This is a genomic window from Brasilonema angustatum (assembly GCF_059505445.1).
Genome location: NZ_JCACKO010000039.1, coordinates 19,545 through 45,651 on the forward strand (window position 1 = coordinate 19,545; position 26,107 = coordinate 45,651).

The 26,107-nt window shown below is 42.7% G+C and carries 24 protein-coding genes and 2 pseudogenes; 12 read left to right on the forward strand and 14 right to left on the reverse strand.

The window, feature by feature from the left end; translation table 11 throughout:
• Nucleotides 1-72: 72 nt before the first annotated feature.
• The 3 genes and pseudogenes from hppD to AC5JM2_RS09700 form a co-directional block, all read right to left on the reverse strand.
• On the reverse strand, nucleotides 73-1,257 hold the full coding sequence (gene hppD, locus AC5JM2_RS09690) for a 4-hydroxyphenylpyruvate dioxygenase (RefSeq protein ID WP_495834684.1): 1,185 nt from the start codon (nucleotides 1,255-1,257) through the stop codon (nucleotides 73-75).
• A gap of 123 nt (nucleotides 1,258-1,380) precedes the next feature.
• A complete protein-coding gene (locus tag AC5JM2_RS09695; RefSeq protein WP_495834685.1) occupies nucleotides 1,381-2,193 on the reverse strand; it encodes a peptidylprolyl isomerase in 813 nt (270 codons plus the stop codon).
• Between the two features lie 253 nt (nucleotides 2,194-2,446).
• Nucleotides 2,447-2,890: pseudogene (locus AC5JM2_RS09700) on the reverse strand (hypothetical protein); the annotation flags it as partial.
• Nucleotides 2,891-3,088: 198 nt separating this feature from the next.
• On the opposite strand from AC5JM2_RS09700, the gene AC5JM2_RS09705 reads away from it, so the two are divergent.
• The 4 genes from AC5JM2_RS09705 to AC5JM2_RS09720 all read left to right on the forward strand — a co-directional run bounded on the left by AC5JM2_RS09705 (nucleotide 3,089) and on the right by AC5JM2_RS09720 (nucleotide 4,695).
• On the forward strand, nucleotides 3,089-3,217 hold the full coding sequence (locus AC5JM2_RS09705) for a hypothetical protein (protein WP_495834686.1): 129 nt from the start codon (nucleotides 3,089-3,091) through the stop codon (nucleotides 3,215-3,217).
• A 116-nt stretch (nucleotides 3,218-3,333) separates the two neighbouring features.
• Nucleotides 3,334-3,876, forward strand: coding sequence for a hypothetical protein (locus AC5JM2_RS09710; RefSeq protein ID WP_495834687.1), 543 nt, complete (start codon nucleotides 3,334-3,336; stop codon nucleotides 3,874-3,876).
• Between the two features lies 1 nt (nucleotide 3,877).
• Nucleotides 3,878-4,234 (forward strand): hypothetical protein, encoded by a 357-nt coding sequence (locus tag AC5JM2_RS09715; RefSeq protein WP_495834688.1) that lies wholly within the window; start codon nucleotides 3,878-3,880, stop codon nucleotides 4,232-4,234.
• 47 nt (nucleotides 4,235-4,281) lie between these two features.
• Nucleotides 4,282-4,695 (forward strand): hypothetical protein, encoded by a 414-nt coding sequence (locus AC5JM2_RS09720; protein ID WP_495834689.1) that lies wholly within the window; start codon nucleotides 4,282-4,284, stop codon nucleotides 4,693-4,695.
• Nucleotides 4,696-4,969: 274 nt separating this feature from the next.
• Here the strand turns inward: AC5JM2_RS09720 and pstB are convergent, their stop codons facing one another.
• From pstB to pstS, 4 genes are all read right to left on the reverse strand, one after another.
• Nucleotides 4,970-5,749, reverse strand: coding sequence for a phosphate ABC transporter ATP-binding protein PstB (gene pstB / locus AC5JM2_RS09725; RefSeq protein WP_495834690.1), 780 nt, complete (start codon nucleotides 5,747-5,749; stop codon nucleotides 4,970-4,972).
• Between the two features lie 49 nt (nucleotides 5,750-5,798).
• Nucleotides 5,799-6,677, reverse strand: a complete 879-nt coding sequence (gene pstA / locus AC5JM2_RS09730) for a phosphate ABC transporter permease PstA (RefSeq protein ID WP_495834691.1) — start codon at nucleotides 6,675-6,677, stop codon at nucleotides 5,799-5,801.
• A gap of 119 nt (nucleotides 6,678-6,796) precedes the next feature.
• Nucleotides 6,797-7,789 carry a phosphate ABC transporter permease subunit PstC gene (pstC, locus tag AC5JM2_RS09735; RefSeq protein ID WP_495834692.1) on the reverse strand — a complete coding sequence of 331 codons (993 nt, stop codon included), beginning with the start codon at nucleotides 7,787-7,789 and terminating at the stop codon, nucleotides 6,797-6,799.
• Nucleotides 7,790-8,151: 362 nt separating this feature from the next.
• The gene (gene pstS / locus AC5JM2_RS09740; RefSeq protein WP_495834693.1) at nucleotides 8,152-9,189 is read right to left on the reverse strand and encodes a phosphate ABC transporter substrate-binding protein PstS; all 1,038 of its coding nucleotides are present in this window, start codon (nucleotides 9,187-9,189) and stop codon (nucleotides 8,152-8,154) included.
• A 1,248-nt stretch (nucleotides 9,190-10,437) separates the two neighbouring features.
• Here pstS and AC5JM2_RS09745 point away from each other — a divergent pair.
• From AC5JM2_RS09745 to AC5JM2_RS09765, 5 genes are all read left to right on the forward strand, one after another.
• Nucleotides 10,438-11,580, forward strand: a complete 1,143-nt coding sequence (locus tag AC5JM2_RS09745) for an acyl-CoA dehydrogenase family protein (RefSeq protein ID WP_495834694.1) — start codon at nucleotides 10,438-10,440, stop codon at nucleotides 11,578-11,580.
• The gene (locus tag AC5JM2_RS09750; RefSeq protein WP_495834695.1) at nucleotides 11,573-12,319 is read left to right on the forward strand and encodes a PIG-L deacetylase family protein; all 747 of its coding nucleotides are present in this window, start codon (nucleotides 11,573-11,575) and stop codon (nucleotides 12,317-12,319) included. The genes AC5JM2_RS09745 and AC5JM2_RS09750 overlap by 8 nt, the downstream gene beginning before the upstream one ends.
• A 5-nt stretch (nucleotides 12,320-12,324) precedes the next feature.
• Nucleotides 12,325-13,737 carry an SAM-dependent methyltransferase gene (locus AC5JM2_RS09755; protein ID WP_495834696.1) on the forward strand — a complete coding sequence of 471 codons (1,413 nt, stop codon included), beginning with the start codon at nucleotides 12,325-12,327 and terminating at the stop codon, nucleotides 13,735-13,737.
• Nucleotides 13,738-14,097: 360 nt separating this feature from the next.
• Nucleotides 14,098-14,433 carry a hypothetical protein gene (locus AC5JM2_RS09760; protein WP_495834697.1) on the forward strand — a complete coding sequence of 112 codons (336 nt, stop codon included), beginning with the start codon at nucleotides 14,098-14,100 and terminating at the stop codon, nucleotides 14,431-14,433.
• Nucleotides 14,426-14,893, forward strand: coding sequence for a type II toxin-antitoxin system YhaV family toxin (locus tag AC5JM2_RS09765; protein ID WP_495834698.1), 468 nt, complete (start codon nucleotides 14,426-14,428; stop codon nucleotides 14,891-14,893). The genes AC5JM2_RS09760 and AC5JM2_RS09765 overlap by 8 nt, the downstream gene beginning before the upstream one ends.
• Before the next feature lie 95 nt (nucleotides 14,894-14,988).
• Here the strand turns inward: AC5JM2_RS09765 and AC5JM2_RS09770 are convergent, their stop codons facing one another.
• The 6 genes from AC5JM2_RS09770 to AC5JM2_RS09795 all read right to left on the reverse strand — a co-directional run bounded on the left by AC5JM2_RS09770 (nucleotide 14,989) and on the right by AC5JM2_RS09795 (nucleotide 22,856).
• A complete protein-coding gene (locus tag AC5JM2_RS09770) occupies nucleotides 14,989-16,221 on the reverse strand; it encodes a glycosyltransferase family 2 protein (protein ID WP_495834699.1) in 1,233 nt (410 codons plus the stop codon).
• 655 nt (nucleotides 16,222-16,876) lie between these two features.
• The gene (locus tag AC5JM2_RS09775; RefSeq protein ID WP_495834700.1) at nucleotides 16,877-18,361 is read right to left on the reverse strand and encodes a mannitol dehydrogenase family protein; all 1,485 of its coding nucleotides are present in this window, start codon (nucleotides 18,359-18,361) and stop codon (nucleotides 16,877-16,879) included.
• Nucleotides 18,339-19,475, reverse strand: coding sequence for an ABC transporter ATP-binding protein (locus AC5JM2_RS09780; protein ID WP_495834701.1), 1,137 nt, complete (start codon nucleotides 19,473-19,475; stop codon nucleotides 18,339-18,341). The genes AC5JM2_RS09775 and AC5JM2_RS09780 overlap by 23 nt, the downstream gene beginning before the upstream one ends.
• Nucleotides 19,476-19,586: 111 nt before the next feature.
• Nucleotides 19,587-20,408 (reverse strand): carbohydrate ABC transporter permease, encoded by an 822-nt coding sequence (locus AC5JM2_RS09785; protein WP_495834702.1) that lies wholly within the window; start codon nucleotides 20,406-20,408, stop codon nucleotides 19,587-19,589.
• A 2-nt stretch (nucleotides 20,409-20,410) separates the two neighbouring features.
• Nucleotides 20,411-21,331 carry a carbohydrate ABC transporter permease gene (locus AC5JM2_RS09790; RefSeq protein ID WP_495834703.1) on the reverse strand — a complete coding sequence of 307 codons (921 nt, stop codon included), beginning with the start codon at nucleotides 21,329-21,331 and terminating at the stop codon, nucleotides 20,411-20,413.
• A 175-nt stretch (nucleotides 21,332-21,506) separates the two neighbouring features.
• Nucleotides 21,507-22,856, reverse strand: a complete 1,350-nt coding sequence (locus AC5JM2_RS09795) for an ABC transporter substrate-binding protein (protein ID WP_495834704.1) — start codon at nucleotides 22,854-22,856, stop codon at nucleotides 21,507-21,509.
• Between the two features lie 148 nt (nucleotides 22,857-23,004).
• Here AC5JM2_RS09795 and AC5JM2_RS09800 point away from each other — a divergent pair, with 148 nt between their 5' ends.
• From AC5JM2_RS09800 to AC5JM2_RS09810, 3 genes and pseudogenes are all read left to right on the forward strand, one after another.
• Nucleotides 23,005-23,808, forward strand: coding sequence for an SDR family NAD(P)-dependent oxidoreductase (locus tag AC5JM2_RS09800; RefSeq protein WP_495834705.1), 804 nt, complete (start codon nucleotides 23,005-23,007; stop codon nucleotides 23,806-23,808).
• Between the two features lie 341 nt (nucleotides 23,809-24,149).
• Nucleotides 24,150-24,998 (forward strand): annotated as a pseudogene (locus tag AC5JM2_RS09805) (sugar-binding transcriptional regulator).
• Between the two features lie 380 nt (nucleotides 24,999-25,378).
• Complete coding sequence (locus AC5JM2_RS09810; protein WP_495834706.1) at nucleotides 25,379-25,828, forward strand: mCpol domain-containing protein; 450 nt, start codon at nucleotides 25,379-25,381, stop codon at nucleotides 25,826-25,828.
• Between the two features lie 68 nt (nucleotides 25,829-25,896).
• On the opposite strand, the gene AC5JM2_RS09815 is transcribed toward AC5JM2_RS09810, so the two are convergent.
• Nucleotides 25,897-26,107: DUF433 domain-containing protein (locus AC5JM2_RS09815; protein WP_495834707.1), on the reverse strand; the 211-nt coding region annotated here is incomplete at its 5' end.

Below are 26,107 nucleotides of genomic sequence, written 5' to 3' on the forward strand. Positions count from 1 at the left end.
CTTTTGAAAAATTGATAAATTAATTTTGGATTTCTAATATGTCATCCAAAATTTTTGAGACGACTAAATATTTCAGCCGAGACTACCACGTTTGATTTGTTCATTTTCAATTGCTGCAAATAAAGTGCGAAAGTTACCTTCACCAAAACCTTGAGCTTGGTGCCGACGCTCAATAAACTCAAAGAAAAAGGTCGGCTGTCCAAAGATAGGCTGGGTGAAAATTTGCAATAGTAAAGGTGTTTGGTTGTTATTCAAGCCAAAAAAAGTCTCTTCTTTCCAATCTACCAAAATTTCCTGTCCAGCAATAGTATCCAGTTCGTCGCTCGTAATGGGAAGTCCTTTTCGCTGTCGAATTTGTGAGTAGTAGTCTTTAGGTACTGGGAGTAAGGATAGACCAGTAGCGCGGAATTGGGCTATTGCATGAACTATATTGCGTGTTCGTAAAGCGATATGTTGAATTCCTGATCCTCGGTTCAGGTTTAAAAATTCTTGAATTTGAGAATTGGCTGAACCTGGCTGATTTATTGGCAATTGTACATCACCGTTACGCGAAACCATAACCTGGCTATGCAAGCCAGAGCGAGATGTTTGAATATTAAACGTCTGCTGTCCCTGAAAATTAAGGATATTTTCGTACCAAGCCACTGCATGCTCTAAATCACCTGCGTTTACATTTAGCACGATATGGTCTATGCCGGTAAACCAAGAAGATGAGGAGGGGGAGAAGGAGGGAGGGAGCCAAGGATCTTTTCCCACACTCCCACATTCTCTGATTCTGTGAGTGTCTCTTCCTCCCTCATCTGTTTGCCCTCTCCTTTCTATTAACGTATGTGTCAGAGAACCCCAAGCAGCTATTTTGCTGCACTTAATATATTCCTGACCATATTTGTATTGCTGAATGGGTTGCAGGATTTTCGCCCCGTGGACTCTGGCAAGCGAAATAATTTCTTCTAAATTTTCAACACAAAAAGCAACATCTGCCACACCAGGCGGGTGGTAGCGCAAAAACTCAGCGACTGGACTGGTGGGTAATAACGGGGAAGACAGTAAAAAGTAGATTGCACCACTGTTAACCACGTGCGTGCAGGTGTGAAAGGCGTTATCCTCTTTAGGATTCCAAGGAATGTCGTCTCCCTTTTCGAGAAAAGTCGCAGGAATAGCACAATCAGGGACTACTTCAAAACCCAAATGGCGTACAAAGCAATCGCGCCACACTTTGGCATCTTCGACATAAAAGTGAACGTGATCAATTTTCATGCTCTTTGAAAATCCAGCACAATTGTTTATCTGTTTGTAAATTTTGCCTCTTTTAGTGGATTTTCAAGTCATTCCTAAGCAAGAATCTGGTTGGTTTCTTTAACACAAGTGAGGAATGAGGACTCATTGAGCTTTGTCTGGGTTAAATACTTGTGGGGGTACATCAGAATTGTCAACACCATCTTGTTCAGTTTGAAGTTGTGGAGAATTCGCCTGTATATTTTGTAAATTTTCTTTTAACTGAGTTTGTAGCCAGTGTTCAAATAGTTCGTTAAGCAGTCGCTGTCGCATTTCTTCATCTAACTGAGATGGCAAAAGCTTTTCTAGACGTACAACCACAATCCAATCTCCCAAAGGTGTTGGTGGTAAAAGTTGACCGGGCTGAACTGATGCCAGCATATTTGCCAACACTGGATGGGGAACTCCCAATTCCACTGGACCTATTAAGCCACCTGTTTGAGCCTCAGGACCTTGAGAATACTCGCGAGCGAGTTCGCTAAAAGACTGTTCTCCTTCCTGAATTCTGAAGTAAAGCTCTTGAGCGATACAAATATCTTTCACCCGAATCAAAGAATAGACAACCCTATCTAACTTTGCTTTACGCTGAAGAAAGTAGGACTGTAACTTATCTGCCCAAGTGCTTCGCTTGAAGTTTTCCAGTTTGATATTACGTGTGGCTAGATAGTCCACTTGTTCACGGTTTAGACCACGAATTTGTAACCATGCTTGCAGGTCATCTTCAGAATTCAACTGATGCTGTTGGTAGAATTGCTTATATGCCTGAGTATTTTCTTCTGCTGTCAGAGTATGGTTAGCGATCGCATTATCGACGATAATCTCTCGCATCAATTGCGGCAGTATTCCGTACTGCTTCAGTAGGGGAATGAGTTCGTTGTTGTTAATGGCGCGATCGCCGACTTGTAGAACTGGAATCATAACCTCCTAACTGTTATAATTACTACCATAGGCTAAATAGAGTCAATAAACTCTTCAGGTTTTCTCAAGATATCTTAATAATAGTATTTCTAGTTTAACTATACTGACTCTTGACAAGTAACTTTATATCTGCTTAAGTTTTCCACCTGTCATGAGAGTGATGGAAACAGAGGTTATAGAAAAATCGCCCCCACATTTGGTGTGAGGGCAAATGAAAGCGGAAGAAAAATAAAAGCCTCAGTTATGATTTTGACTAGATAGCGACATTTGGCTGTGACCAATTCTGAGTTCCTAGCAAGTCATGACCTTCGCTAACTAACATGTTGTTGTTAAGTCCAGCAATACCTATACGCGGATCAAGGCTAAGAGGTTTTCCTAACCCTAGCAGGATGATTTCATCATTGTTGATCGCAGATGGTCGTCCCACGGAGAAAGGATAGTTGTTGTCATTGGCAACTAAGATAGTATTTTTATCAATCACCAGCACATTTTCGATGGTTTGGAATGGGAAGGTGAACTTTGTGCTGCCATCTTGATTTACAGCCATTTTCAGGTAAATAGACCACTGTCGTAGAGGTGCAAAGCTTTGCGTCCTTACAAACGGTGTGGTTCATTTCGGTGAAAACTGCTGTAAGTCATTTGGATCTTGAATATTGAGTAGATCTGCGACTTCTTCTTTTGCCACATATCCTTTGCTCACAGCATATCAAGGTGTTAATGGTCATTGATAAATTCTTCAGCTTTGGCGCAGGGAACTGTCAAATTGTCGATGTGACAGTTTGTCAGTATAATTTTATTTAAGTATATAAGTGTTAATTCTGGTTGTGTCTGTACCTTTATCTATACCCTGTCTACCTCAGTAGTAATGATAATTATTAGTACAAGGAAATAAGTTATGACGTACTTACAGAATCTTTCTGGAGTCTTCTTTGGGAAAGATGATGCTGCTTCAGAATCACAGCAGGGCTTTTTAGGTCAGATATTTTTGAAAACTTCTTTTTACGATAGGGTAAACAGTGGATAAAAATTTTTGATAACAGGAAGAAAAGGTACTGGAAAAACAGAATTCGTGTTTCATTAAAAAATGCATTAAAAGCAAAAGGTAAAAATACTATTTTCGTAACATCTAAAGATTTGTCTGTGCCAAAAATGCAGCAAATTCACAATACGGCAATTAATTATTTTGAAAAATTTGAATTAGCTTGGAGATATGTATTTATTGTAAAAATTGCACATGAATTAATTACTGTTATTGATGAAAAACAATCTGATTCAAATAAATTAGAATTTTCGGAAAATCAATATATCAAGAAAATTTCAATTTTTTTATATAAAATTAAGAAAATTGAAAAACCATTTTGGAAAAAACTAACTTCAGTATTGGATAAAGTTTCAAAATTTTCAACAAAGATTGCAAGTGTAGAAGTCGGAATGGAAGCTAGACAAATAGAAAACCATTATGAATTCAATGAGAAGCTAGATAAATTTGGCGAAACTATAAAAGCGTTAGTACAAACTAATGATTTAAATATTACTATTTCAGTAGAAGACATTGATGATATTTGGGATACAACTGAACAGTCAAAACCTTTAATTGTAGGTTTATTAAATACAATTAGAAAACTGAATTCATTTTTTTATCCAAAATTTGTAATTTTAGTTTTCATTCGTTCTGATATCTGAGATGGACTATCTTTTCCTGATAAAGACAAATAAGTTTAGAAGTGAAACTGAAACAATTACTTGGTCGGATTTCGAGTTAAAACGCTTAATAGCAATAGGTATAAAAATATTAGCAAATTTAACTCATATAGAACAACATGAAATTCATAAAATATCGGAAACTTTATTTGAAAATAAAATTGAAAGCAAAAAAGATTCTTTTACATATATTGTTGCTCGTACACTAAAACGCCCACGTGAAGTAATACAATTTTGTAATTTGGCATTAACAATTGCACTGCACAAGATAGAAATGCTTCTCGAATTACATCGGAAGATATTTTATCTGCAGAATCACGTTACTCTATTTGGAAATTAGATGATTTAGTTAATGAATACACGGTTCAGTATCCTTTTCTCCGAGATATGCTTGGCATTTTTCAAAGCTTTAAAAAATTTTTTACGAAAGAAGAGCTTCATCCAAAGTATGAACAAGCAAAGAAAGCTCTTGAAAGAATATTTCCAGATATTATTAATTTAGATTTAGATGGATTTCTTCAGATATTATTTGGAATAGGATTTATTGGAGCTAAAGTTTATGGTCAAGAGATTTATAATGATTATAGTCAAAATTTACCAAGAATTGTATTAGTAAATATTAATAACCTTGAGGGATTGGTTATTCATCCAGCATTTCATCTGGGGTTAGGTTTAAGAAAAGTTAAGATAAAAAATAATGATGAAATTGAAGTTTTACAAAAATCGGAGGATTTTCAATCAAACATTCAAATTGGTGGAAATGTTTCTGGTAACATCCATATCCAGGGCGAACGCATCTAAATATATTGTCCTAAACTTCCTGTCCGTTGCTATAAAAAGCGTACTTCGAAACCTCGTAAACAGACTGCCAAATCCGCTTAATTTCGCTATCTTTATATTCCTTGGTTTAAATTTCTTTAACCCAGCATCGCTGGGTCATTTTCCGTGCCTTAGTCTAAAGTCCAATGATAAGCTTCTTAAATTTATTAAGTATATAAGTAGATGAACGTAAATAGACGCTTCTCCTAACTTCTTTGACACAAACCAATCAATTTTTGGAATCGGCTTAAACTCCTTATCCAAAACGTCCAGAAGTGTAGTCGCGGGTGCGAGAATCAAGAGCATTCCCGAAGATTTGATTTGTTGATCCAAATTCAACCATTTGACCAATTCGACTTTCATCAGTGCTGAAGAAAGCGGTGAAATCAGAAACGCGAGCGGCTTGCTGCATATTATGAGTTACAATTGCAATTGTCAGTTCCTCGCGTAAACTGTGGATGAGCTCCTCAATTTTCATTGTTGCTATTGGGTCAAGAGCCGAACAAGGCTCATCCATTAAGAGAATTTTTGGTTTAACTGCTAAAGCACGAGCAATACATAGACGCTGTTGTTGACCACCAGAAAGCCCTAAAGCTGATTTCTGTAGTTTATCTTTTACCTCATTCCAAATTGCAGCACCTCGCAGAGCATATTCAACTATTTCATCTTGTTCTGCTCTAGGACGCCATCCAGCAATTTTTATCCCGTAAACGATATTATCGTAAATGCTCATGGGAAAAAGGTTTGGCTTTTGAAACACCATACCTATTTGGCGGCGTAGCCGATTTAGATTAACACGAGAACTGTAGATATTTTGACCATAAAATTCTACGCTGCCATCTACTTTTACTGCTCCTTCTAATTCACTAATGCGATTAAGGCATTTAATGAATGTAGATTTACCACAACCGCTAGGACCAATAATTGCAGTGACTTGGTTCTCGTAGACATCCATTGTCACGCCTTCGAGTGCTTTGGAAGTGCCATAGTAGAAGCTAAGGTTCTTGACTTTGATTGCTGGGTTTAATTTACTCATACTGTGTTAAATATTACAACAAGAGTTCACAACATGACTTCAGTTGTGATTAGACATTTCTCTTTCTTATGAAAACACGAGAGAGAATACTGATTAACATAATTATCCCCACTAAAACAAGAGAAGCAGTCCACACTAATGCTGTTTTTTCTGGCGAGGGATCGTTGTATAAGTTAAAAATTAATACGGATAAGGAAGCTGTTGGCCCCAATAAGTCGCTTGACCAATCTAAACTGAACAAAGCAGTAAAAATTAAGGGTGCTGTTTCACCTGCAGCACGAGCTACAGCTAACAAAACTCCTGTGGTAATTGTGGGAATTGCTGCTGTGACAACAACGCGCCAAGTCGTCTGAAAACGAGTTCCTCCCAAGGCAGCTGAACCGAGACGTACAGAAGTGGGAATAAGTTTTAGGGCTTCTTCTGTTGTCAATACAATCACAGGGAGCATGAGAACTGCTAATGCAAAACCACCGGCGATCGCACTAAATTTCTTAGTTATCAATACAATAACAGCGTAAGCAAAAACACCGACAACAATCGAAGGAACCCCAGTCAGAATAGAGGCGACAAAGCGAACAGTACGACCAATGCGACTTCCTTTACCAATTTCTGACAAAAATATACCTGTCATGACTCCAGTCGGAATACTGAACAGCGCCGCAATGACTACCATTTCCAAGGTACCAACAATCGCATTCCCAAATCCATCGTTTATGACTGATGTTACAAACATAGATGGTTTGATGCTTGTTATACCCCTTCCGATAATTTCCCACAGCAATGACAGCAAAGGAATCAGGGCTAAAGCTGAGAGCGAGAATGCGATCACAGTCATGCCATTGTTAAATATCTGCCTTATAGGTGGTAGAGGACTACATATCTCTGCTGCCACTGATTTCTCTATTTCAGACTCTTGATGAGTGCTCATATTCTTTGCTTAAATGATTTGGAACTTCCGCATCTTGCTTTAGAAATAGAATACATAGGACATCTTACCTGGATTTGACACTTGTTATTTGTGTTCCCAGTGTCTTGAAAATAAGCTTTCTACTTGCTCTTGCCACTGACAAACTGTACAACCACTAAAGCACAAATATTGACAACTAAAGTCACAATAAATAGAATCAAGCCCAAATATGTTAAAGCACCAATGTGCAATGGATCTTGAGCTTCAGCAAATTCATTGGCTAGTACAGAGGGAATTGAGTAAGCTGGATCAAGTAGTGAAAGACTAACCTGAGCCGAGTTACCAATCACCATAGTCACAGCCATTGTTTCTCCCAAAGCTCTACCTAGGGCAAGCATAGCTGCACCCACAATTCCAGAAAATCCAGCGGGTAATATCACCCGAAAAATAGTTTCCCAACGAGTAGAACCCAGAGCCATTGAGCCACTGCGTAACTCTTTAGGAATAACTAACAAAACTTCACGACTAATTGCTGCCATCGTCGGCAAAATCATAATCGCAAGAATTATGCCAGCAGTCAACATATTGAACCCAGCAGGACTTGGTGTATGAAACAGTGGTATCCACCCGAAAATGTTGGATAGCCACGTTTGTAGAGGTACAAAACTTGGAATAAAAACGTAGACGCCCCACAAACCAATAATGACGCTGGGAATAGCAGCGATGAGTTCTACGATAAAAGCTATGGTTCCACGTGCTGAAGCAGGGATGAAATTTTCACTCGTGACTAAGGCTACCGCTATCCCCACTGGTACGGCAAACAACATGGCGATCGCGCTGCTAACCAAAGTGCCATAAATATATGGCAAGGCACCAAAAACGAGATTACCTGTATCCCATTGTTGATTCCACAAGAACCCTAGTCCAAACTTATTAATAGCTGGTAGAGCTTTTTGGAAGATGATCCAACTCATCCAAAACAAGACAGCAACCGTCAAGGCTGCAAACACATAAACTAGCCATGTAAATCCTTTATCTATCCAGAAATTTTTCCCACTGCTAGCTGTTATGTCTATACTTTCATCAATCAAACTAGGTTGATTATTATTAGCTGGTTCAGAGGAATTTGCCATTACGAATCAGAGAATTAAATTATGTTCATGATTTTAGAGTGGGCTAATAGCCCACCCTGGTAGAGGAAAAAGTGTCAGATGACCGGAACTAAGGGTGTAGGGGTATAGGGGGAAGAGGGGATCTTCTAGCCCCTAAGAGGGGCGCTACGCAAATGTGGTACATCTCTACCCCGAACCCAGAAGGACTCAAGCCCACGCCAGATGTCTCAAGTCGGGAGACCCGCCCACGACACTGGCTCCTTAATTTCTTAATGGAGAAATGTAGAAGATGTGCATCCTTAATTCAAGCCCCTCAATTCATTGATGGGGATCCCCTACACCCTTACACCCTTACACCCTTACACCCCTAGTTTGCTGACAGATTATTTGATAGCGCTGTTGACCGTTTGTATAACTTTTTGAGCTACAGGATTTGGAATACGAGTGTAGTTTAAGTCGTCATTTATTTGTTGACCATCTGTTAACACCCAATTTACAAAGTTCTTGACAGCAGTTCCTTGGGCAGCATTGGGATAACTTTTATATATCAACAACCACGTTAGACCAACGATAGGATAACCCTGTGCTGGGTCGTCAACAAAAACCCGGAAATTGGCTGGGAAGTTTACAGTTGATAAGGCTTGGTTAGCAGTTTGTAAAGAAGGAGCTACAAATTCTCCTTGCTTGTTCTGCACCTGTGCTGCTTTGAGCTTGTTTTTCAGGGCGTATTCATACTCAACATAACCAATGGCACCAGGAGTACGAGTTACTGAACTCGCTACTCCTGGATTCCCTTTCGCCTTGGTGACATTCGGGATAGTCCAATTTGGAGACTTGCTGGTACCAACTCGTCCTTTAAAATAAGGACTTATAGAACTCAAATGGTTGGTAAAAATAAAAGATGTACCACTACTATCGGCGCGAACAACAGCTTTAATCGGCTGATTTGGTAGATTCACACCTGGATTATCTGCTTTGATTTGAGGATCGTTCCAGTTAGTAATTTGACCAGAGAAAATCGCTGGTAGTGTCTTGCGGGACAATTTGAGATTATCTATAGGAAGATTGTGAACTACTGCAACAGCACCACCTGCGGTAGGTACTAAGATGACACCATTCTTAACTTTAGCTATTTCCGCATCAGTCATCGCAGAATCACTAGCACCAAATTGAACAGTGCCAGCAATAACTTGATTAACACCAGCACCACTACCAACGGCTTGATAGTTAACTGACAGGTCTGGATACTTCTTTTTGACTTCACGAGCATAACGTTCGTAGAGTGGAGCGGGAAAAGTTGCTCCCGCACCATTGAGGGTTTCTGCTTGGGCGATCGCGGTAAAAATCGATCCAAAACTAACAGCAGCCGTAACAACTGAAACACTAACTACACGACTTAAAACAGTAGTTGAAATTTTCATATGCCTCGTTATTAAGGAATAAATTTTTGTTGAGCGACAATACGCAAATACACTACTATGAATATAGTTAAGAAAAATTTAAGAAAAAAGAAACGTTACTTTAAATATTTTTTAAGAAGCTTTTGATATTACATTCTTTACCCTTAGGCTAAAAATATCTTGACAATAGATTGAAAATTTGCATCCACGTATAAATATTATTCTTCAAAATCTTGATTAGAAAATATTTTTGGTACTGTTATAGATACAACTCCTCATTTATTAACCTTTTTTCTCACCAGTAAAGTCAATAGGCAAGGTTTTCAAATATCTCAATTTTTCACAGGAAGTTTATTTTTATGCTTATCCTTAAAAGAACGAAACCCTTTTTATCTAACAATGGCTATGAGTACGCCAAATGAGCAATTATTATTGCACACATAAAGCCATTAATTGTAGAACATAATAATGTCATATTTCCACTTGTAATTATTTCAATTTGCAATCCATGACGGCATTATTTATGGTTTTAACAAAAGCCTCAATAGATGAAGCATTTGTTAAAACCATAAATAAAATTAGCTCAGCAATCCGTGCAGGAGTTGTGAAATGACTCGTTGAGGCAGGGAACGCTTAACAGGGAATAGGCGTGTGAAAGTCTCTGATGATGTCCGTATTTTCTCATTAGTTCATGTCCGAATCTAGCTGGCAACAGCTATACTTTGTTTTTTTACGCCTTTCTACTTAGTGTGTTGATGAGAAGACTAATTTACAACCCCAACTACGTAAAGCCAATTAAATTTCCAAGCGTTCACATTGAAATCAACCTCAGGGCTGGTTTTATCAGCCAGGTAAGTTACGTATATTAAATTAGGTGATGTGCTTGTTCTTTTTCCGTAAAGGCACGGCATTGCTGTGCCTTTCTTACTTCGCTAAATTAACTTTGTTATCTCGCTACTTGTTCCAAACAAATATTAATCCCTCTCTCGACGGATATAGTCGTTGCCAGGTAGGTTCGGACATGAACTAATGAGAAAATACAGACATCACGAGATTTTCAACCCTGTTAAGCGTTAAGCATTCCTTGCTATATGTCCTAATAGAGTTGGCAACTGCTATACCATCCGCAGATAGAGGTATTCACCGACTGAATTTTATTATCTTCAGCAATATATCAATAAATATTATGTAAAGGAGGCGACTATTACTGCTCAACTATCCAAGGATGTTGTCATCCAGGAATGCCACAGATCAAGTATTGCTGAAGCCTTGACACATGCTGTAGAAATTGCTGATTATTGTGCGGCTAACGCCGCTGCGATTGATAACAATGGCGCTTTTCCTGAGAGCGAGTTTAAGCGGATTGCAAAAGCAGGCTTGTTGGCTGCACCTTTGCAGCCAGAGTTAGGCGGGTGGGGTGCAGGAATTGATGCCAATGTTACCTACGAATCACTAATGCTATTAAAGCAGATGGGGCGTGGGAATTTGGCAGTGGGTCGAGTTTATGAGGGGCATGTCAATGCACTGCAACTGATTCAGACTTTTGGAACTAGAGAACAAATTGCAAGTTATGCTTGTGATGCCCGCGATCGCCACAAAATTTTTGGCGTTTGGAATGCCCAAGCGTCTGATGGTGTCAAGATTATCCCTCTTGACAATGGTAAGTATCGTTTGGAAGGTTCTAAAACCTTTTGTTCGGGATCTGGCTATGTTGAGCGTCCCTTTGTGAATGGAACGTTACCCGATGGCAGTTGGCAAATGTTCATTGTGCCAATGGATCAAGTTACCACACTCAGTGATCCTAATTGGTGGCAACCTTCTGGAATGCGAGCAACTGCTAGCTACAAAGTAAATTTTAGCGGCGTGGAGTTGGAAGAAAGTTCATTAATTGCTAAGCCAGGAGACTACTTTCGCCAGCCTTGGTTGTCTGCGGGAGTCGTTCGCTTTGCTGCGGTGCAATTGGGTGGAGCGCAAGCACTATTTGACTTAACTCGCCAGTATCTCCAGAAAATGGAATATACAAACGATCCATATCAAAAAGAACGCTTGGGCAGGATGGCGATCGCCATTGAAAGTGGTCATCTGTGGCTACGGGGTGCTGCTGATATGGTAGCAGCTTATGCACCGATATTTGGAGGTCATCCCAGTGTTAACAACCCGCAAGCAGACCAACTTGTCGCCTATGCAAATATGGTGCGGACGACAATTGAACAAATTTGCATTGACATGATGCAAATCTGTGAGCGCTGTATTGGCACTCGCGGTTTACTACCACCAAATCCGATGGAACGCATCATCCGGGATTTAACTTTGTACCTACGTCAACCTGCCTTTGATGCAGCTCTTGCCAATGTTGGACAGTATGTCCTAGCTGAAACTCATCCTGCTCACTTGCTTTGGAATAATGAATAACCAGGTTACGATTGCATCACCACTCACTCATTCTAATAGTTTGCCTTGGCGTTCACTCAAGGAGATTGCTTGTGGTTCGGCGTTAGTCGTTGCCCCTCATCCCGATGATGAGACACTAGGTTGTGGTGGTGCGATCGCCTTACTACGTTCTCTCAATTTGATGGTACGTGTTTTGGTTATCAGTAACGGTACTCTTTCACACCCTAATTCACAGAAATATCCCGCACCTGCGCTGCAGGCGTTGCGGGAAAGTGAAACACTCTCGGCGCTTTCTGTATTAGGAGTGGAAGCGAATGCAGTCACTTTTTTACGTCTGCAAGATGGCTCAATTCCAGCACAGTATAAAGGTGCAGTAACGACTTGCGTTGCTTATCTAACAGAAATTGCGCCGCGCATGATCTTTTTACCATGGCGCTACGATCCTCACCCAGATCATCGAGCCACTTGGAAGTTAATTCACACCGCGCTGTCTGACTCAGGCTTATCGCCGCAATTGATCGAGTATCCCATTTGGGACTGGGATCCAGAGCAACGCGGAACCCTACCAGAATCTCTTGAAGTCACAACTTGGCGGTTGGATATTAGCGCGGTAGTGGAATTGAAACAGCAAGCGATCGCCGCCTATCGCTCCCAAACCACAGATTTAATTGATGATGATCCAGAAGGCTTTCGCCTGACTCCGCAAATGCTTTTGAACTTTACCCGTTCTTGGGAAGTTTATTTAGAAGCCAAAATTTAAGAATTATGAAACTGGCAATTTTTGATATTGATGGGACGCTAACTCAAACAAATAATGTAGATAGCCAATGCTTTGTACAAGCATTTGCCAAGGAATTTCAAATCAAAGAAATAAACACGAACTGGGCTACCTATGGACATACCACTGACTCTGGGATAGCTTTGCAAATTTTTCAGCACAACTGGGGACGTGTTCCCCAAACCACTGAGTTATGCCAATTGCAGCAATGCTTTGTAGAGTTATTGCATAGTCATTATACACAAACTCCTGCATCATTTGTCGAAATACCCGGAGCTTGTGTGATGTTACAGCACCTAGCCCAAACAAAAGATTGGGCGATCGCCCGCACATGCCCAGAGGGGTTTGTTGAAGGAAACCCCTCTCCCCAAATCTCCGATTTGGGGCAACCAAGCGAAGCTTTGTTGGGGCATAGGGCGCGCTACGCGATCGCAATTGCTACAGGCGGATGGCGTGCTTCAGCCGAGATGAAGCTGCAAGCAGCGGGGTTAGATATAACGCAACTACCAGCAGCGTTTGCTGACGATAGCATCTCCCGAGAAGATATTGTGAAAACAGCTGTGTCGAGAGCTAAGACGTTCTACGATCAGCCTGATTTTGAAAGAATTATTTACATCGGCGATGGTATTTGGGATGTTTTGACTGCTATCCAACTGCAACTACCTTTTGTTGGTGTCGCCAGCGATACACAAAAGCCGCTCTTAGAAAATGCTGGTGTTGAGTGTATTATACCAGACTTTATAGACTTTGAATCTTTTTTAAAAGCCCTGGATACTGCCAGCATCCCCAACCAGCACAAACCGTTGCAGGTACAAAACAATTCCCTGCCAGCAAGTTATTTTGAAACGCTCTATGGTACTAACCCCGACCCGTGGAAGTTTGAAACGAGCGAATACGAAAATAAAAAATATACTGCCACCATCGCAGCTTTACCCAAACAGCGCTATCATTCTGCTTTTGAAATTGGTGGTTCTATTGGTGTTTTGACAGAAAAGTTAGCCCAACGTTGCGACTCGCTACTTTCTGTTGATGTGTCAAAAATAGCTCAAAGCAGAGCAATTCAACGCTGTCAACACTTACCGCAGGTACGCTTTGAAATTATGTGTTTGCCACAGGAGTATCCTGACGAAATGTTTGATTTGACTGTGGTTTCTGAAGTTGGTTACTACTGGTGCTGGGAAGATTTGAAAAAAGCTCAACAGTGCATTCTCAAACACCTTGAACCAGGAGGACATCTGCTTTTAGTTCACTGGACACAATATGCTCGTGATTATCCCCTCAATGGCGATCAGGTTCACGACTCCTTTTTTGATTTAACGCCTACTCACCTGCGGCATTTAAAAGGTAAACGGGAGGAAGAATATCGGCTGGACGTGTTTGAGCGGGTTTTTGAGGAATAAGTCACACCAAGTTGCGAACAGAGAAAAAACCGCAGAGACGCAGAGGAGCCAGTGCGTTGGGGAGCCAGTACTGTAGGAGGGTTTCCCGACAGAGGTATCTGGCATCCGGGTTTCCCGACTTGTAGACGCCGGAGGCGGCTTCCCGTAGGGTAGCACCTGGCGTAACACAGAGAAAGAGAGAAAGAGAGAGGAAAATTCTCTGTATGAATGCAACGCGCGTATCAAAACTCATAACTCAGGAATTTTTTCTCCCCCGACTTTCAATCAGGGGAGCACTTCAAATCTAGCTGATTCGCTTAACAACAAGAAAATCAACAGCCAAAATTTCGCTATTATGTAAGTACATCAAGTACATACACAATGAGCGACTCCTACAAAATTCGCAGCACCAAAATTGGTAACAGCGCGGGATTTCGACTACCTGCGGAATTTTACCGCGAACATCCCCAGTTTGCTAATGCTTCAGGTTGGATAGAAGTATTGTCCCCCGATACTGCGATCGTCAAGATTATTCCCGAATCGGTTGATGACGAGGATGAGGAAGATTCTCTGGTGATGCGCCTGTTTATCGATTTTGCAATCGCAGAAGCTTTGAAAAATAATACCCTGCAACCTTACACAACTGAGATGTCCAAGGCTGCACATAAATTGATTGAGGGTGTGGAATTAGAGGACGAATCGTTGCAAGATGGCTAAGCTTCTCAGTAATGGCTGGGAGATTTATTTTCACCCGCAACTATTTGGAACTCAGTATCAAGAATTATTTGACCGTGTTTCTAATTTACGGGAAAAGTTACCAGAAAGTGAGTTTAAAACCCATCCAACAGTGAAGTTATTTGCAGCGATTACTGTTGCCATTGAAACTAACATTCCTTGCGATCCCAATGCCCGTCATTTTGCTTTGACAGGAACATTAAAGCGCTACGGACGGGTAAAGAAGATGGGTTTACCGCAAAGATATCGCCTGTTTTTTCGAGCATTTGATACCCCAGAATTAAAGGCAATTGTGATTGTGTGGCTAGGATTTCCCCGCAAAGAGGGAGCAAAGGATGATTGTTATCAAGTTTTTACCAAAATGGTGGCACGGGGAACATTTCCAGATAGTTTGGATGAATTAATTGCGCAACCAGAAACAAACCAGGACAAACCGGAGTAAAACATACAGCATAATAGAGGCACCCCTCGAAAATAAACGAACGGAAAGCTGAGAGTAACGGTTTGGGACATCAAGATTCGAAGCGCAACAGCTTATTATTCTCGACGGCGATCTCGACGCCAACTCTCAACACGCAAGCGTAAATCCTGAATAGCCTGTTCAATTTTCACATTTTCCCAGCGAGAAAGCCAAACACCATCGAGTAAGGAGCGTAGTTCAACTTGTTCAAACAACTGACCAAAGGTATATGGTTGTGCTAATTCTTCGACAAGCCATAGCGTCGGAACTCCCAACGTGTTTGCCAAAAGTGCTACGTGCATATAACTTGGCTTTAAGCCGTTGAGAACACACGACCACATTTTTCGTAATTGGTGACGCGCTTGGAAACGAGTTTCAATTGCAGCTGCGGATTCAACCAAAAATGATTGCTGTTGCTGTCCCATTTGTGACCACTTACTCAACTGGTTTGCTAAACCAATGTCTGTGCGTCCAGTTTGTCTGGCTGAAGTCACAACCCGTACTAGCGGACTGTGACGAAAACGGGCATTCACCCGGACTAAAGCGTTATAGAATGCAACATCTTCGGGAGTACGGACGGGGGGTAAACCTCCTGCCACTGCATACATTTGTGCCGTCACCGCCAAACTTGCCCCATAGTGTTGGTAGTGCCGAGGAAAACTGTCATAAGGGTCAGGGTCGATGTAAGATTCTAATTCTGCAATCAAGTAGCGATAGCCTACCTCACGTAGATGACAAACTCTGGCGTAAGGATCTAAGGCAGCACGATCAACTTGGTTTGTGATAATTCGTCCTCCTACCGCATCAGCGCCGCAAGCAATTTCATGTAGGTTGGCTGCAATCCAAGTTGGGCTGACTTGCGAGTCCCCATCGGTTGAGGCAATGATCCCTCGCGGGCGTCCTAAACCTATCAAGCGGCGATATGCCTCATCCATCAAAATCTGACGCACTCGACCAATGTAAGCTTCTGTCGGGGGTAGTGTTTTTTCAATTACGTGGAGTGCTAAATCTGGATGTTGTTGAGCAAAATTCTGGGCGATCGCCACCGAATCATCGCTACAATTATTTGCCAGCAAGATAACTTCGTAGCGTTTAGAGTCTAAAAGCTGCCCTTCTAAGTCAACCTGGTATGCCAAAGCAGCAAGAGTTTGTGTCAACGTCTCAGCTTCGTTGCGAACTGGAACAATCACACAAACTTCACAATGTGGTGAAGGCGGCGTTTGGACTAGAGTTTGGGAAAAGCCCCCGCAAAGTTGTGCAACTGGAAAGTCAGCAACTTGTTGGAAGCGCTTACTTTCCATAGAAACCATTTTTCCGTCTCCAGGAAAACATACAGATTGTGTTCATCAAAACTGGGATTTTTTTGATCTTTGTATTATTTTTTTAAAATTTAATCATTTAGTTTTAATCCCTCTACAGCATGATTAGTGTTAATTTAAACTCTACCAACAGATGTAGTAAAAAACTCTCGTTAACTTTCAACTCTCTCATCATCAAACTATTAGCCTTAGAGAATGTTTTCTTATCCTTAAAATTTTGCATATAAAATTATACATAAATTAATATTTTCTTCAATAATTTCGCCAAAAATAACCCTGATCAAAGATATTTTTTTATTATTTAAAATAAAAAATAAGATATGTTAAGCAAGCCAGCTAGCGCGATATCGAAACCGCAGTAGTTTTACAACTCATGCGGTTGAACCAGATGCCAAATCCAGAAAGTTTGAGTCAGGGCATCAACTTTTACGGTAATTCAAGCGGAAGTATGAAAGCTGCGAAGTATGTTCTGTCAATAAAGAAAATTAATTGACGGATAGCAATCCTATTTGATTTGTGTGAAAGTGCCTGCGCTTTGCGCATAAATCGGGCATACTCAGATTCCCGACAACTTTTAAAGGAGTCAGGAATCTTGTTGTTCACGAATTATTTAGGATTGTTATAGTCTCCCACAATAATGGTCGGTTTATTTAGAAAAGAGTTGTACTAGTGTTTCTTTAGCCCCAAACTGATACAACTTGTGTAAATGGTTGCTAACTGACTCAACGAAACGCGACGACTGCGATAAATCGCCAAAAATCTGAGATAGACTAAGCAATGGTTTGGGATCAAAGCCATCGGAACAAGCTAGTTGAGTCAGGATGTCTGCCATTGGATCGTCAATCGCAATGGGGTTGCCTTGGTCATCCTGTCCGTTGAGGTAACGGAACCAAGCAGCAACTGTTAGGCTCATGTAGTCAATAGCTCCTTCCTGTCGCAGCGCGTCACGCAGCGACCCCAGTACAAATTTTGGCATTTTAGCGAAACTATTAAGGCAAAGACGCGGCAGTTGATCCCGAATTTTGGGATTAGCAAAGCGTTCAATTAAGGTCTTTTTGTAATCATCTAAATCAATCCCTGGTACAGGTTGGAGTGTCGGCGTCACTTCTGCCATCAAATGATCAACGGCTTGCCGGATCAATGGATCTGCCATGACCTCATGAACGTAGGTGTACCCTGCCAAAGAACCGAGATAGCCAATCAATAAGTGACTGGCGTTGAGTAAGCGGATTTTCATCATCTCGTAGGGATGAACATCGCTGGTCATCTGGACACCAACGGACTCCCAATCGGGTCTACCTGCACAGAAATTGTCTTCAACGACCCATTGAAGGAATGGTTCAGCAACCACTGGAAAGGCATCATCGATATTAAACTGTTCCGCCACCATTTTAATATCGGGTGCAGTTGTGGCGGGAGTAATGCGATCAACCATACAGTTGGGAAACGCAACCTGTTCGGCTACCCAACGTCCCAACTCTGGGTTCTGCATTTGAACAAATGCGGTTAACATTTTTCGGGCAATGTTGCCGTTACCTTGGAGATTGTCGCAGGACAACACGGTAAACGGTGCTAGTCCTTGTTGATAGCGGCGATCAAGTGCTGCCGTCAAAAAGCCATATACTCCAATTGGTTCATCAGGATGCTGTAAATCGTACTGGATCGTTGGGTGATTGGCATCAAATTCACCGCTACCTTCAATATAGTAATAGCCCCCTTCTGTAATGGTGAGCGTGACAATGCGGCATTTGGGATCTGCTAAGGTGTCAATCACTGCTTGACGGTTATCTGGGGCAAACAGATATTGGGTGATAGCACCAATAACACGAGCGCGATCGCCTTCTGGTGACCTTTCAACTAACGTATACAAACAATCTTGAGAATTCAGTGCATCCCGCATGCGTTTGTCGAATTCCAGTAGTCCAACCCCGCAGATTCCCCATTCACTTCCGGAATTTTGATGAAAGTAATTATCAAGATAGAACGCTTGATGTGCTCGATGGAACCCACCCACACCGATATGGACAATGCCGTTAGTAATTTGGTGGCGATCATAATTCGGTACGCGGACGTTATTTCCTAAACGAGATAAGGATGTTTCATTCAGCTTAATAGCTGAGCTTGTGTTCATGTTGTTCATACGGAGTCAGGTGATGACGACGAGTTTTGTGAATAGCTGCACCTTGTTGATCGAACAAATGGCAAAAATTACCATTGATCGAAATGGGAACGCGATCGCCAGTGTAATTGGAATTGTCTCCATCTGTTTGCACAACCAGGGTGTCGCCCCCGGCAATCTTGACGTAAAGGTAGGTTTCTCCGCCCAAGCGTTCCACAACTAACACTTCGCCATTAACTGTGGCGTAATTCTCAGTGAATCGCAGATGTTCAGGGCGAATTCCCACGGTGGCGCGATCGCCAACTGAAAGACGTTCCGGTTTGACAGGAATCGTTACAGTTGCCTCACCCGGAAGTTTTACAGTTGCCCCAGAATCATTAACGGCTGTTACCGTGACTGAGAGAAAGTTCATTTTTGGGGAACCAATAAATCCGGCGACAAATAGATTGTTGGGATGGTGGTATAATTCCAGGGGTGAACCCACTTGCTCGACCACGCCACCTTGCAATACCACAATCTTGTCGGCAAGGGTCATCGCCTCCACTTGGTCGTGCGTTACATAAATCATCGTGGCTTGCAAGCTGTTGTGCAGGCTGGCAAGTTCCAGCCGCATCTGGACGCGCAAGGCGGCATCCAAATTTGACAAGGGTTCGTCAAATAAAAACACTTTGGGATTGCGGACTAAGGCACGACCGATCGCCACCCGCTGGCGTTGTCCTCCCGATAGTTCTTTGGGCTTACGCTGCAAAAGTGGCTCCAGTTGCAGGATACGAGCAACTTCCCGCGCCCGATCATTGCGTTGAGCTTTCGGCATCCCAGCCAGACGCAGACTAAATGACATATTTTCTGCCACCGTCATGTGCGGATACAAGGCGTAGGTTTGAAACACCATTGCCAAGCCGCGTTTATCTGGAGGCACATCATTAACTTTCTCTCCATCAATCAGCAGATCGCCAGAGGTGATTTCCTCCAGTCCGGCAATCATCCGCAGTAAGGTTGATTTCCCACAACCAGAAGGACCGACGAAAACAACAAACTCGCGATCGCCAATATCAAGATCAATACCTTTAATCACCTCAGTATCAGCATACCGTTTACGAACATCTCTTAAAGTGACTGTTGACATAAAATACTCCTATCAATGCATTTGACCTCTTGCAAAAGTGAGATTTGACGAGGTTCTGTTCCCTGTTCCCTGTTCCCAACTTCTACAACAAGTCTATTGAAAACAGGCAAATTATTTCACCGCACCAAACGTCAGACCACGAACCAATTGCCGTTGACTCAACCAACCAAAGATCAGGATGGGCGCGATCGCCATTGTTGATGCTGCGGAAAGTTTTGCCCAAAACAATCCTTGGGGGCTGGAAAATGAGGCAATAAATGCTGTCAGGGGAGCCGCATCCGCTGTTGTCAAGTTTAAGCTCCAAAAAGCTTCATTCCACGATAAAATGATCGACAGCAAGGCGGTGGAAGCAATTCCCGGTAAAGCCAATGGCAGCAACACATGTATCAGTTCTTGCTGAGTCGTTGCCCCATCCATGCGATCGGCTTCCAGAATTTCCTTGGGAACTTCTTTAAAGAAGCTGTAGATCATCCAAACGACGATGGGCAAATTAATCAAGGTATAAATTATGATTAAACCAATCCGCGTATCTAGCAACCTAAAGTTGCGACACAAAATATAGATGGGAACCAGTACGCCCACAGGCGGCAGCATTTTAGTAGACAGCATCCACAACAAGGTTGCTTTGGTACGCTTGGTTGGGAAGAATGCCATTGCATAAGCGGCAGGGATGGCAAGCAGCAGCGCCAGGATCGTTGCTCCGAGTGAAATTGCTACGCTGTTAAACGCATAATTGAAATAATCTGCCCGGTCTTGGACGGCAACATAATTTTCTAATGTTGGCAGAAAAAATAACTGAGGCGGAGTAGCAACCGCAGCGACTTCCGTTTTAAAACTGGTGATAAACATCCAGAAAATCGGGAAAAACAAGATGCCAGCCGCAAGCCAGCCAAGCAAGGTTAGCAGCCAGTGATTCGAGGTTTTACGTGCCATCTTTAAGTATCCAAATTACGAGCAACACTACGCATTAGAAAGATTGCCACAACATTGGCAAGAATTACCGCAATTAATCCACCCGCTGAAGCACCGCCGACATCGAATTCCAACAAAGCTTTCAAAAAGATGTAATAAGCTAGGTTGGTAGTTGCTAGTCCCGGACCACCGCCTGTGGTGACAAAGATTTCAGCAAAGATGGTGAGGAAGAAAATCGTCTCGATCATGGCAACCACAGCAATGGCGCGGCTCAGATGCGGTAACATGACAAAACGGAATAAAGCGATCGCATTCGCTCCATCCATCCGCGCTGCCTCTAGCTGTTCGTGGTCGAGGGACTGAATTGCAGTCAACAAAATCAGCAGCGCAAAGGGTAGCCATTCCCAGGAAACGATAATAATGATGGCAAGCAGGGGAAAATCTGCAAACCAATCGATCGCTCCTAAACCCAATCCTCTGGTAATTTGAGCAAACAGTCCATTGACTGGATGCATCAGCATATTTTTCCAGATCAAGGCACTCACTGTGGGCATAACGAAGAAAGGAGAAATCGCCAATACCCGCGCAATTCCCCGACCGAAAAATTCCTGGTCAAATAGCACCGCTAATAACGTGCCTAAACCGATGGTGATTGCCAAAACGGAAACAACTAAAATTACGGTGATAGTGACCGAAGTCCACAACCCTGGATCGCTGAGAATGAATGTAAAATTTTCAAAGCCTACAGGTTTTTGTGCGCCTGGATTCAGTAAGTTATACCGCTGAAAGGAAAACCAGATGGTCATCACCAGAGGTACAATCATCCAGAGCAGTAGGGCAATCACCGAAGGCGCAACTAAGGGTAAGGTGGAAATCTTTCGCTTGGGTTGTTGCCGTATGGGTGGCTTTTCGGGACGAGACTCGACAACTAATGAAGAAGACATAGCCTAAATACAAGTATAGGATTCATATTTGATTTTTGTGAAACTAGGTACACTTTTATCAGTTATCAGTTATCAGTTACCAGTGATCAATTGTTCACTGTTCCCTGTTCCCTGTTCCCTGTTAAGCGTCTCCACGAGTAAGTTCATAAATTAAACCGGATTCCCATATGTGCATTTACTTGATATAGCCAGTGTGTTTCATAAAGCGTTCAGTGGCGTTCTGCGATCGCTGCAATGCCTGATCCACTGAAGTGCTATTAGTCAACGCGGCTGCAATGGTTTGCCCAACTTGAGAACCTATTGCTTGAAATTCTGGGATATCCACATATTGAACGCCCTTGTAAGGCGTTGGTTGTGCTGATGGACGAGTGATATCAGCAGATTGGATTGAATTGAGCACAATCTCAGCAAATGGTGCTGCTTTTCGATAGTTTGGATTTTCATAGGTAGATTTCCGTGTACCTGGTGGTACAGCCACCCAGCCATTTTGGTTAGCCACTAATTGCACGTATTCCTTGGATGTTGCCCAGGCAATAAACCTTTGCGCGGCTTCAGGTGATTTTGAGGTTTTAGGAACCGCGAGTGCCCAAGCCCAGAACCAATTTGAGCCATTAGGATATTTTTCAATTGGTGCGCGGGCAAAGCCAACTTTGTCAGAAACTTGGGATTCTTTGGGATTGGATAACAGCCCCGCTGCAACGGTTGCATCTACCCACATGCCGCATTTACCCGTCGAGAATAACGCCAGATTCTCATTAAATCCGTTGGAACTCGCTCCCGGCGGACCATACTTTTGCAGCAAATCAACATAAAAGCCGATCGCATCTTTCCAAGCTGGAGTATTGATCGTCGGTTGCCACTTCATGTCGAACCACTGTCCACCATATGTATTCACCAACGTGGAAAGAAATGCCATGTTTTCACCCCAACCCGGTTTTCCACGTAGACAAACCCCATAGACTCCCTTGCCTGGATTATGGATCTTGCTCGCCCACTCTTTGATTTGAGGATAGGTTGGCTGCTGGGAAACTGTAATTCCTGCTTTCTCAAACAAATCTTTTCGGTAGTACAGCATGGAACTTTCCCCATAGAACGGCAAGGCATAAAGTGTGCCATTGTTGGAAAGTCCTTCTCGTATAGGTTTTAGCAAGTCATTCACGTCGTAGCTTGCGCTAAGTTGATTCAAAGGTTTCAACCAATCGCGTTTCGCCCAGATTGATGTTTCATAAGAACCGATTGTCAAGACATCGAATTGCCCGCCCTGGCTAGCAATATCTGTAGTTGTGCGTTGGCGCAATACATTTTCTTCCAGCACAACCCACCGGAGTTGAATATCAGGATTAGCTTCCTCGAACTTGCGCGAAAGCCCCTGCATGACAACCATGTCGCCGTTGTTAACAGTGGCGATCGCGATTCTAGTTTTCTGTGCGGCTTGTGAGCGCGGTGAACAAGCATGTAATAGTTGCACCAGCATCACTCCAGCCAGGAATACTGCCAGCACTTTAGCGAAGCGGGGGATACGCATCGCATGACTCCTTATAAAGTAAAAAATCGAACGAATTAAATTTTTTATTTTATGCTCTTTTTTTGGGCAAAAGCTCAATAATAGAATCATACCAATCCCACTTCAATGACGGGCATTTGCAACAATTCTTCAATAAAAGGTTGAAACTATGACGGCGAAAGCAACCTATCAGTTTGCAGGCAAAACCATTCTGATTACAGGCGGTGCGGGAGATATTGGCAAGGCAACTGCACACCGTTTTGCCGCTAATGGCGCAGGTGTAGTCCTGCTAGATTTGAATGAACCGAAGATGGCAGATGTGGCTGAGGAACTAAAAAGTTACAAAGTTCCAGTCGCTACGTTTTCTTGTGATGTTACGACTGCTGATGATGTTGCCAAAGCTTTTACTGCTACTGTAGAGCAAATTGGACGTATCGATTATATCTTTAACAACGCGGGTTATCAAGGAGCATTTGCCAAGAGCGACGAATATCCTGAAGACGACTTTCAAAAGGTCATTAACATTAACGTTGTCGGCGTTTTTCACGTTCTCAAGGCGGCTGCCCAGCACTTGCGTGATGTGGGTGGAGGTGCGATCGTCAACACCGCAAGTTATGCAGGGGTAGTTAGTCCGCCAAATATGCTGGCATATGGCGCTTCAAAATTCGCGGTGATTGGAATGACTCAGACAGCAGCGAAAGATTTGGCTGCCTACGGCATCCGGGTAAATTCACTCTCTCCTGCGCTCATCGGTCCCGGTTTTATGTGGACGCGGCAAACAGAATTACAGGCAGCAGTGGGATCACAATACTTTGATGCCAATCCCAAGGTGGTTGAGCAACAGATGATCAATTCAGTGCCAATGCGGCGTTTGGGAAGTCTTGAAGAGGTGGCGAATGGGGTAGCATTTCTGATGAGCGACGAAGCAAGCTATATTACCGGGTTTAACTTGGAGGTTACTGGTGGTATATAAAAATTTCGGTGACGTTGGAGCAAAAATTCTTTCTATAGGCAGAAGCTCAAAACAATGCCATCATTCTTTTGCTAGGTATAGCAGTTGCCAGGTAGATTAGGACATGAACTAATGAGAAAATACCGACTCCACGAGACAATCACACGCCTGTTAAGCGTTCCCTGTTCCCTGCTATACATAGTTTTTGAAGGTGGAATATGGGAGAACCTTTATTAGAGCGGCGCGATGCCAGCAAAGCTGGCTTGCCCCTTAGAGATCGCAAATTAGATCTAGCTGCTCACGCTGGCTAGCTCTATTACATTGCCGAAAATACACAGGAAGAGATTGCAACAAAGCTCAATGTGTCCCGGCAGGCTGCACAACGCCTGGTTGCACTCGCGGTTAGTGAAAAATTGATCAAATTTCGGCTCGATCATCCCCTGAGTGAATGCATTGCTTTGGCTGAGTCGTTACGCGATAAGTTTGGTCTGTCACTTTGTGAAGTTGTACCAACTGACGCAGGCAGCGGTGATACCTTCAATGGAATTGGCGTTTGTGCTGCCACCCACCTTGAAGCTTACCTGATCGCAAGAACCCCGACCATACTGGCGTTCTCCTCAGGACGCACATTGCGAGGAATGGTGGAGCAAATCCCCTCAATGAACCAACCCCAGCATAAGATTGTTTAAATTATTGGGAATATGTCCCATTATGGGCGTGCAGATCGCCACGAAGTGGTTATGCATTTGTCCGATCAGGTAGGTTCCCAAGCTTACCCAGTGCCGACTCCGGTTGTAGCGACTAGCATTGAAGAACGAGAACTCTTGCAGACTCAGCGATCGTTTATCACCGTCAAAACTCTTGCAGAGCAAGCCAAAGCAACGTTTGTCGGAATTAGCCACATTGCTTGGAATGCCCCCTTACATCAAGACGGCTTTATCAATGACGATGAAGTGGCTGAATTAATTGAACTAAGAGCAGTAGGAGAAATTGTGGGTTGGGCTTACGACCATTACGGAGTGTTGCTTCAACAGGGAACGAACAGCCGGGTTGCCAGTGTACCTCTCGAACAACCGACTCATCGGCTGATCATTGGTGTGGCAGGTGGTGTGAAAAAGGCGGAGGCGATTCTGGCTGCTTTGCGTGGCAAGTTAATTACGGGGCTGATTACCGATGAAGCTGCTGCCCAAGCCATTCTTGCTAAAATTTAATACTAGTTTGCCTTCAAAGCCTTAAGGATTTATATAGGAATCCGGTTTGATTCCTGAACAACTCGTCAGGGCAGGGAACAGGGAACAGGGAACAGGGAACAGGGAACAGGGAAAAGCAATAAAGGTATACTGAGTTTTTTTCAAAAATCAAATAGGAGTCCTATATTCAAAAGAAATAACAGCTATTCAATCCCGTTTATCTTCTCAATTGGCATTTGCATTTCTGCAATTTACAACTATAGCGCTTCTCAGTTGCGTACAATACACAGCTGTAGAGACGTAGCATGCTACGTCTCTACATTATTCGTGGTGGTGTATGTGATTAAAATGAGAACCGCTATAAAACATTAGGTGCTTTTTTAGACCACAACGGTCAACTTGTGAATATTAAAATTCTTGAAACTCCCATTGAAGAAGATCAAACTGTGTTTTCTTTTGGGTTTGATGGTGATTCCACTGGTGACTATTTAGACAGAGTATTTGGAGAATCAAGTGAAGATGAAGTGAGGAAACGAAGCCAGACAGTAAATGGAGCAATTGAGGCTTTGAAGAAGCTGATTTGCAAAGAAACAAAGGATCACAATAGTGTACTTTTTGCTGAAGGTGATAATATCCTTTTCAAATCGTGCTATAGAGTCAGCTTACTCAATGATCTGCAAAGGATTTACAAAGATAAAACTGGCTTAACTGGAAGCATAGGATATGGCAAAACTTTGCCAGAGGTTACATTGGCAATGCGTTTATCTAAGGCGAAAGGTGGAGACAGCATTATGGGTGTAGGTTTACGAGATTCTGGAGAAACAAACAACACAGAGCTAACCGCAGGCTAACACTGCGTTGGTGCAGACGGTACGCAGGTTGTCTGTAGGTATTCAAGGTTACTTGCCGCCGCACAACTTCACCGTAGCTTTAAATGCATCACCGCCATATCCTCTACAGCAATGCGGGTACCGACAATGCGAGGCTTCCCACTCCTCACATCAGAAGCGATCTCGATATGCTCCCGACTGACTAACTGCATTGAGAAATCTTCCATCTCCGTTCCATTATTTAATACAATACCTTCGCCAAAAAAAGAGGATAAATATCTCAATCCCAAAACCTCGACT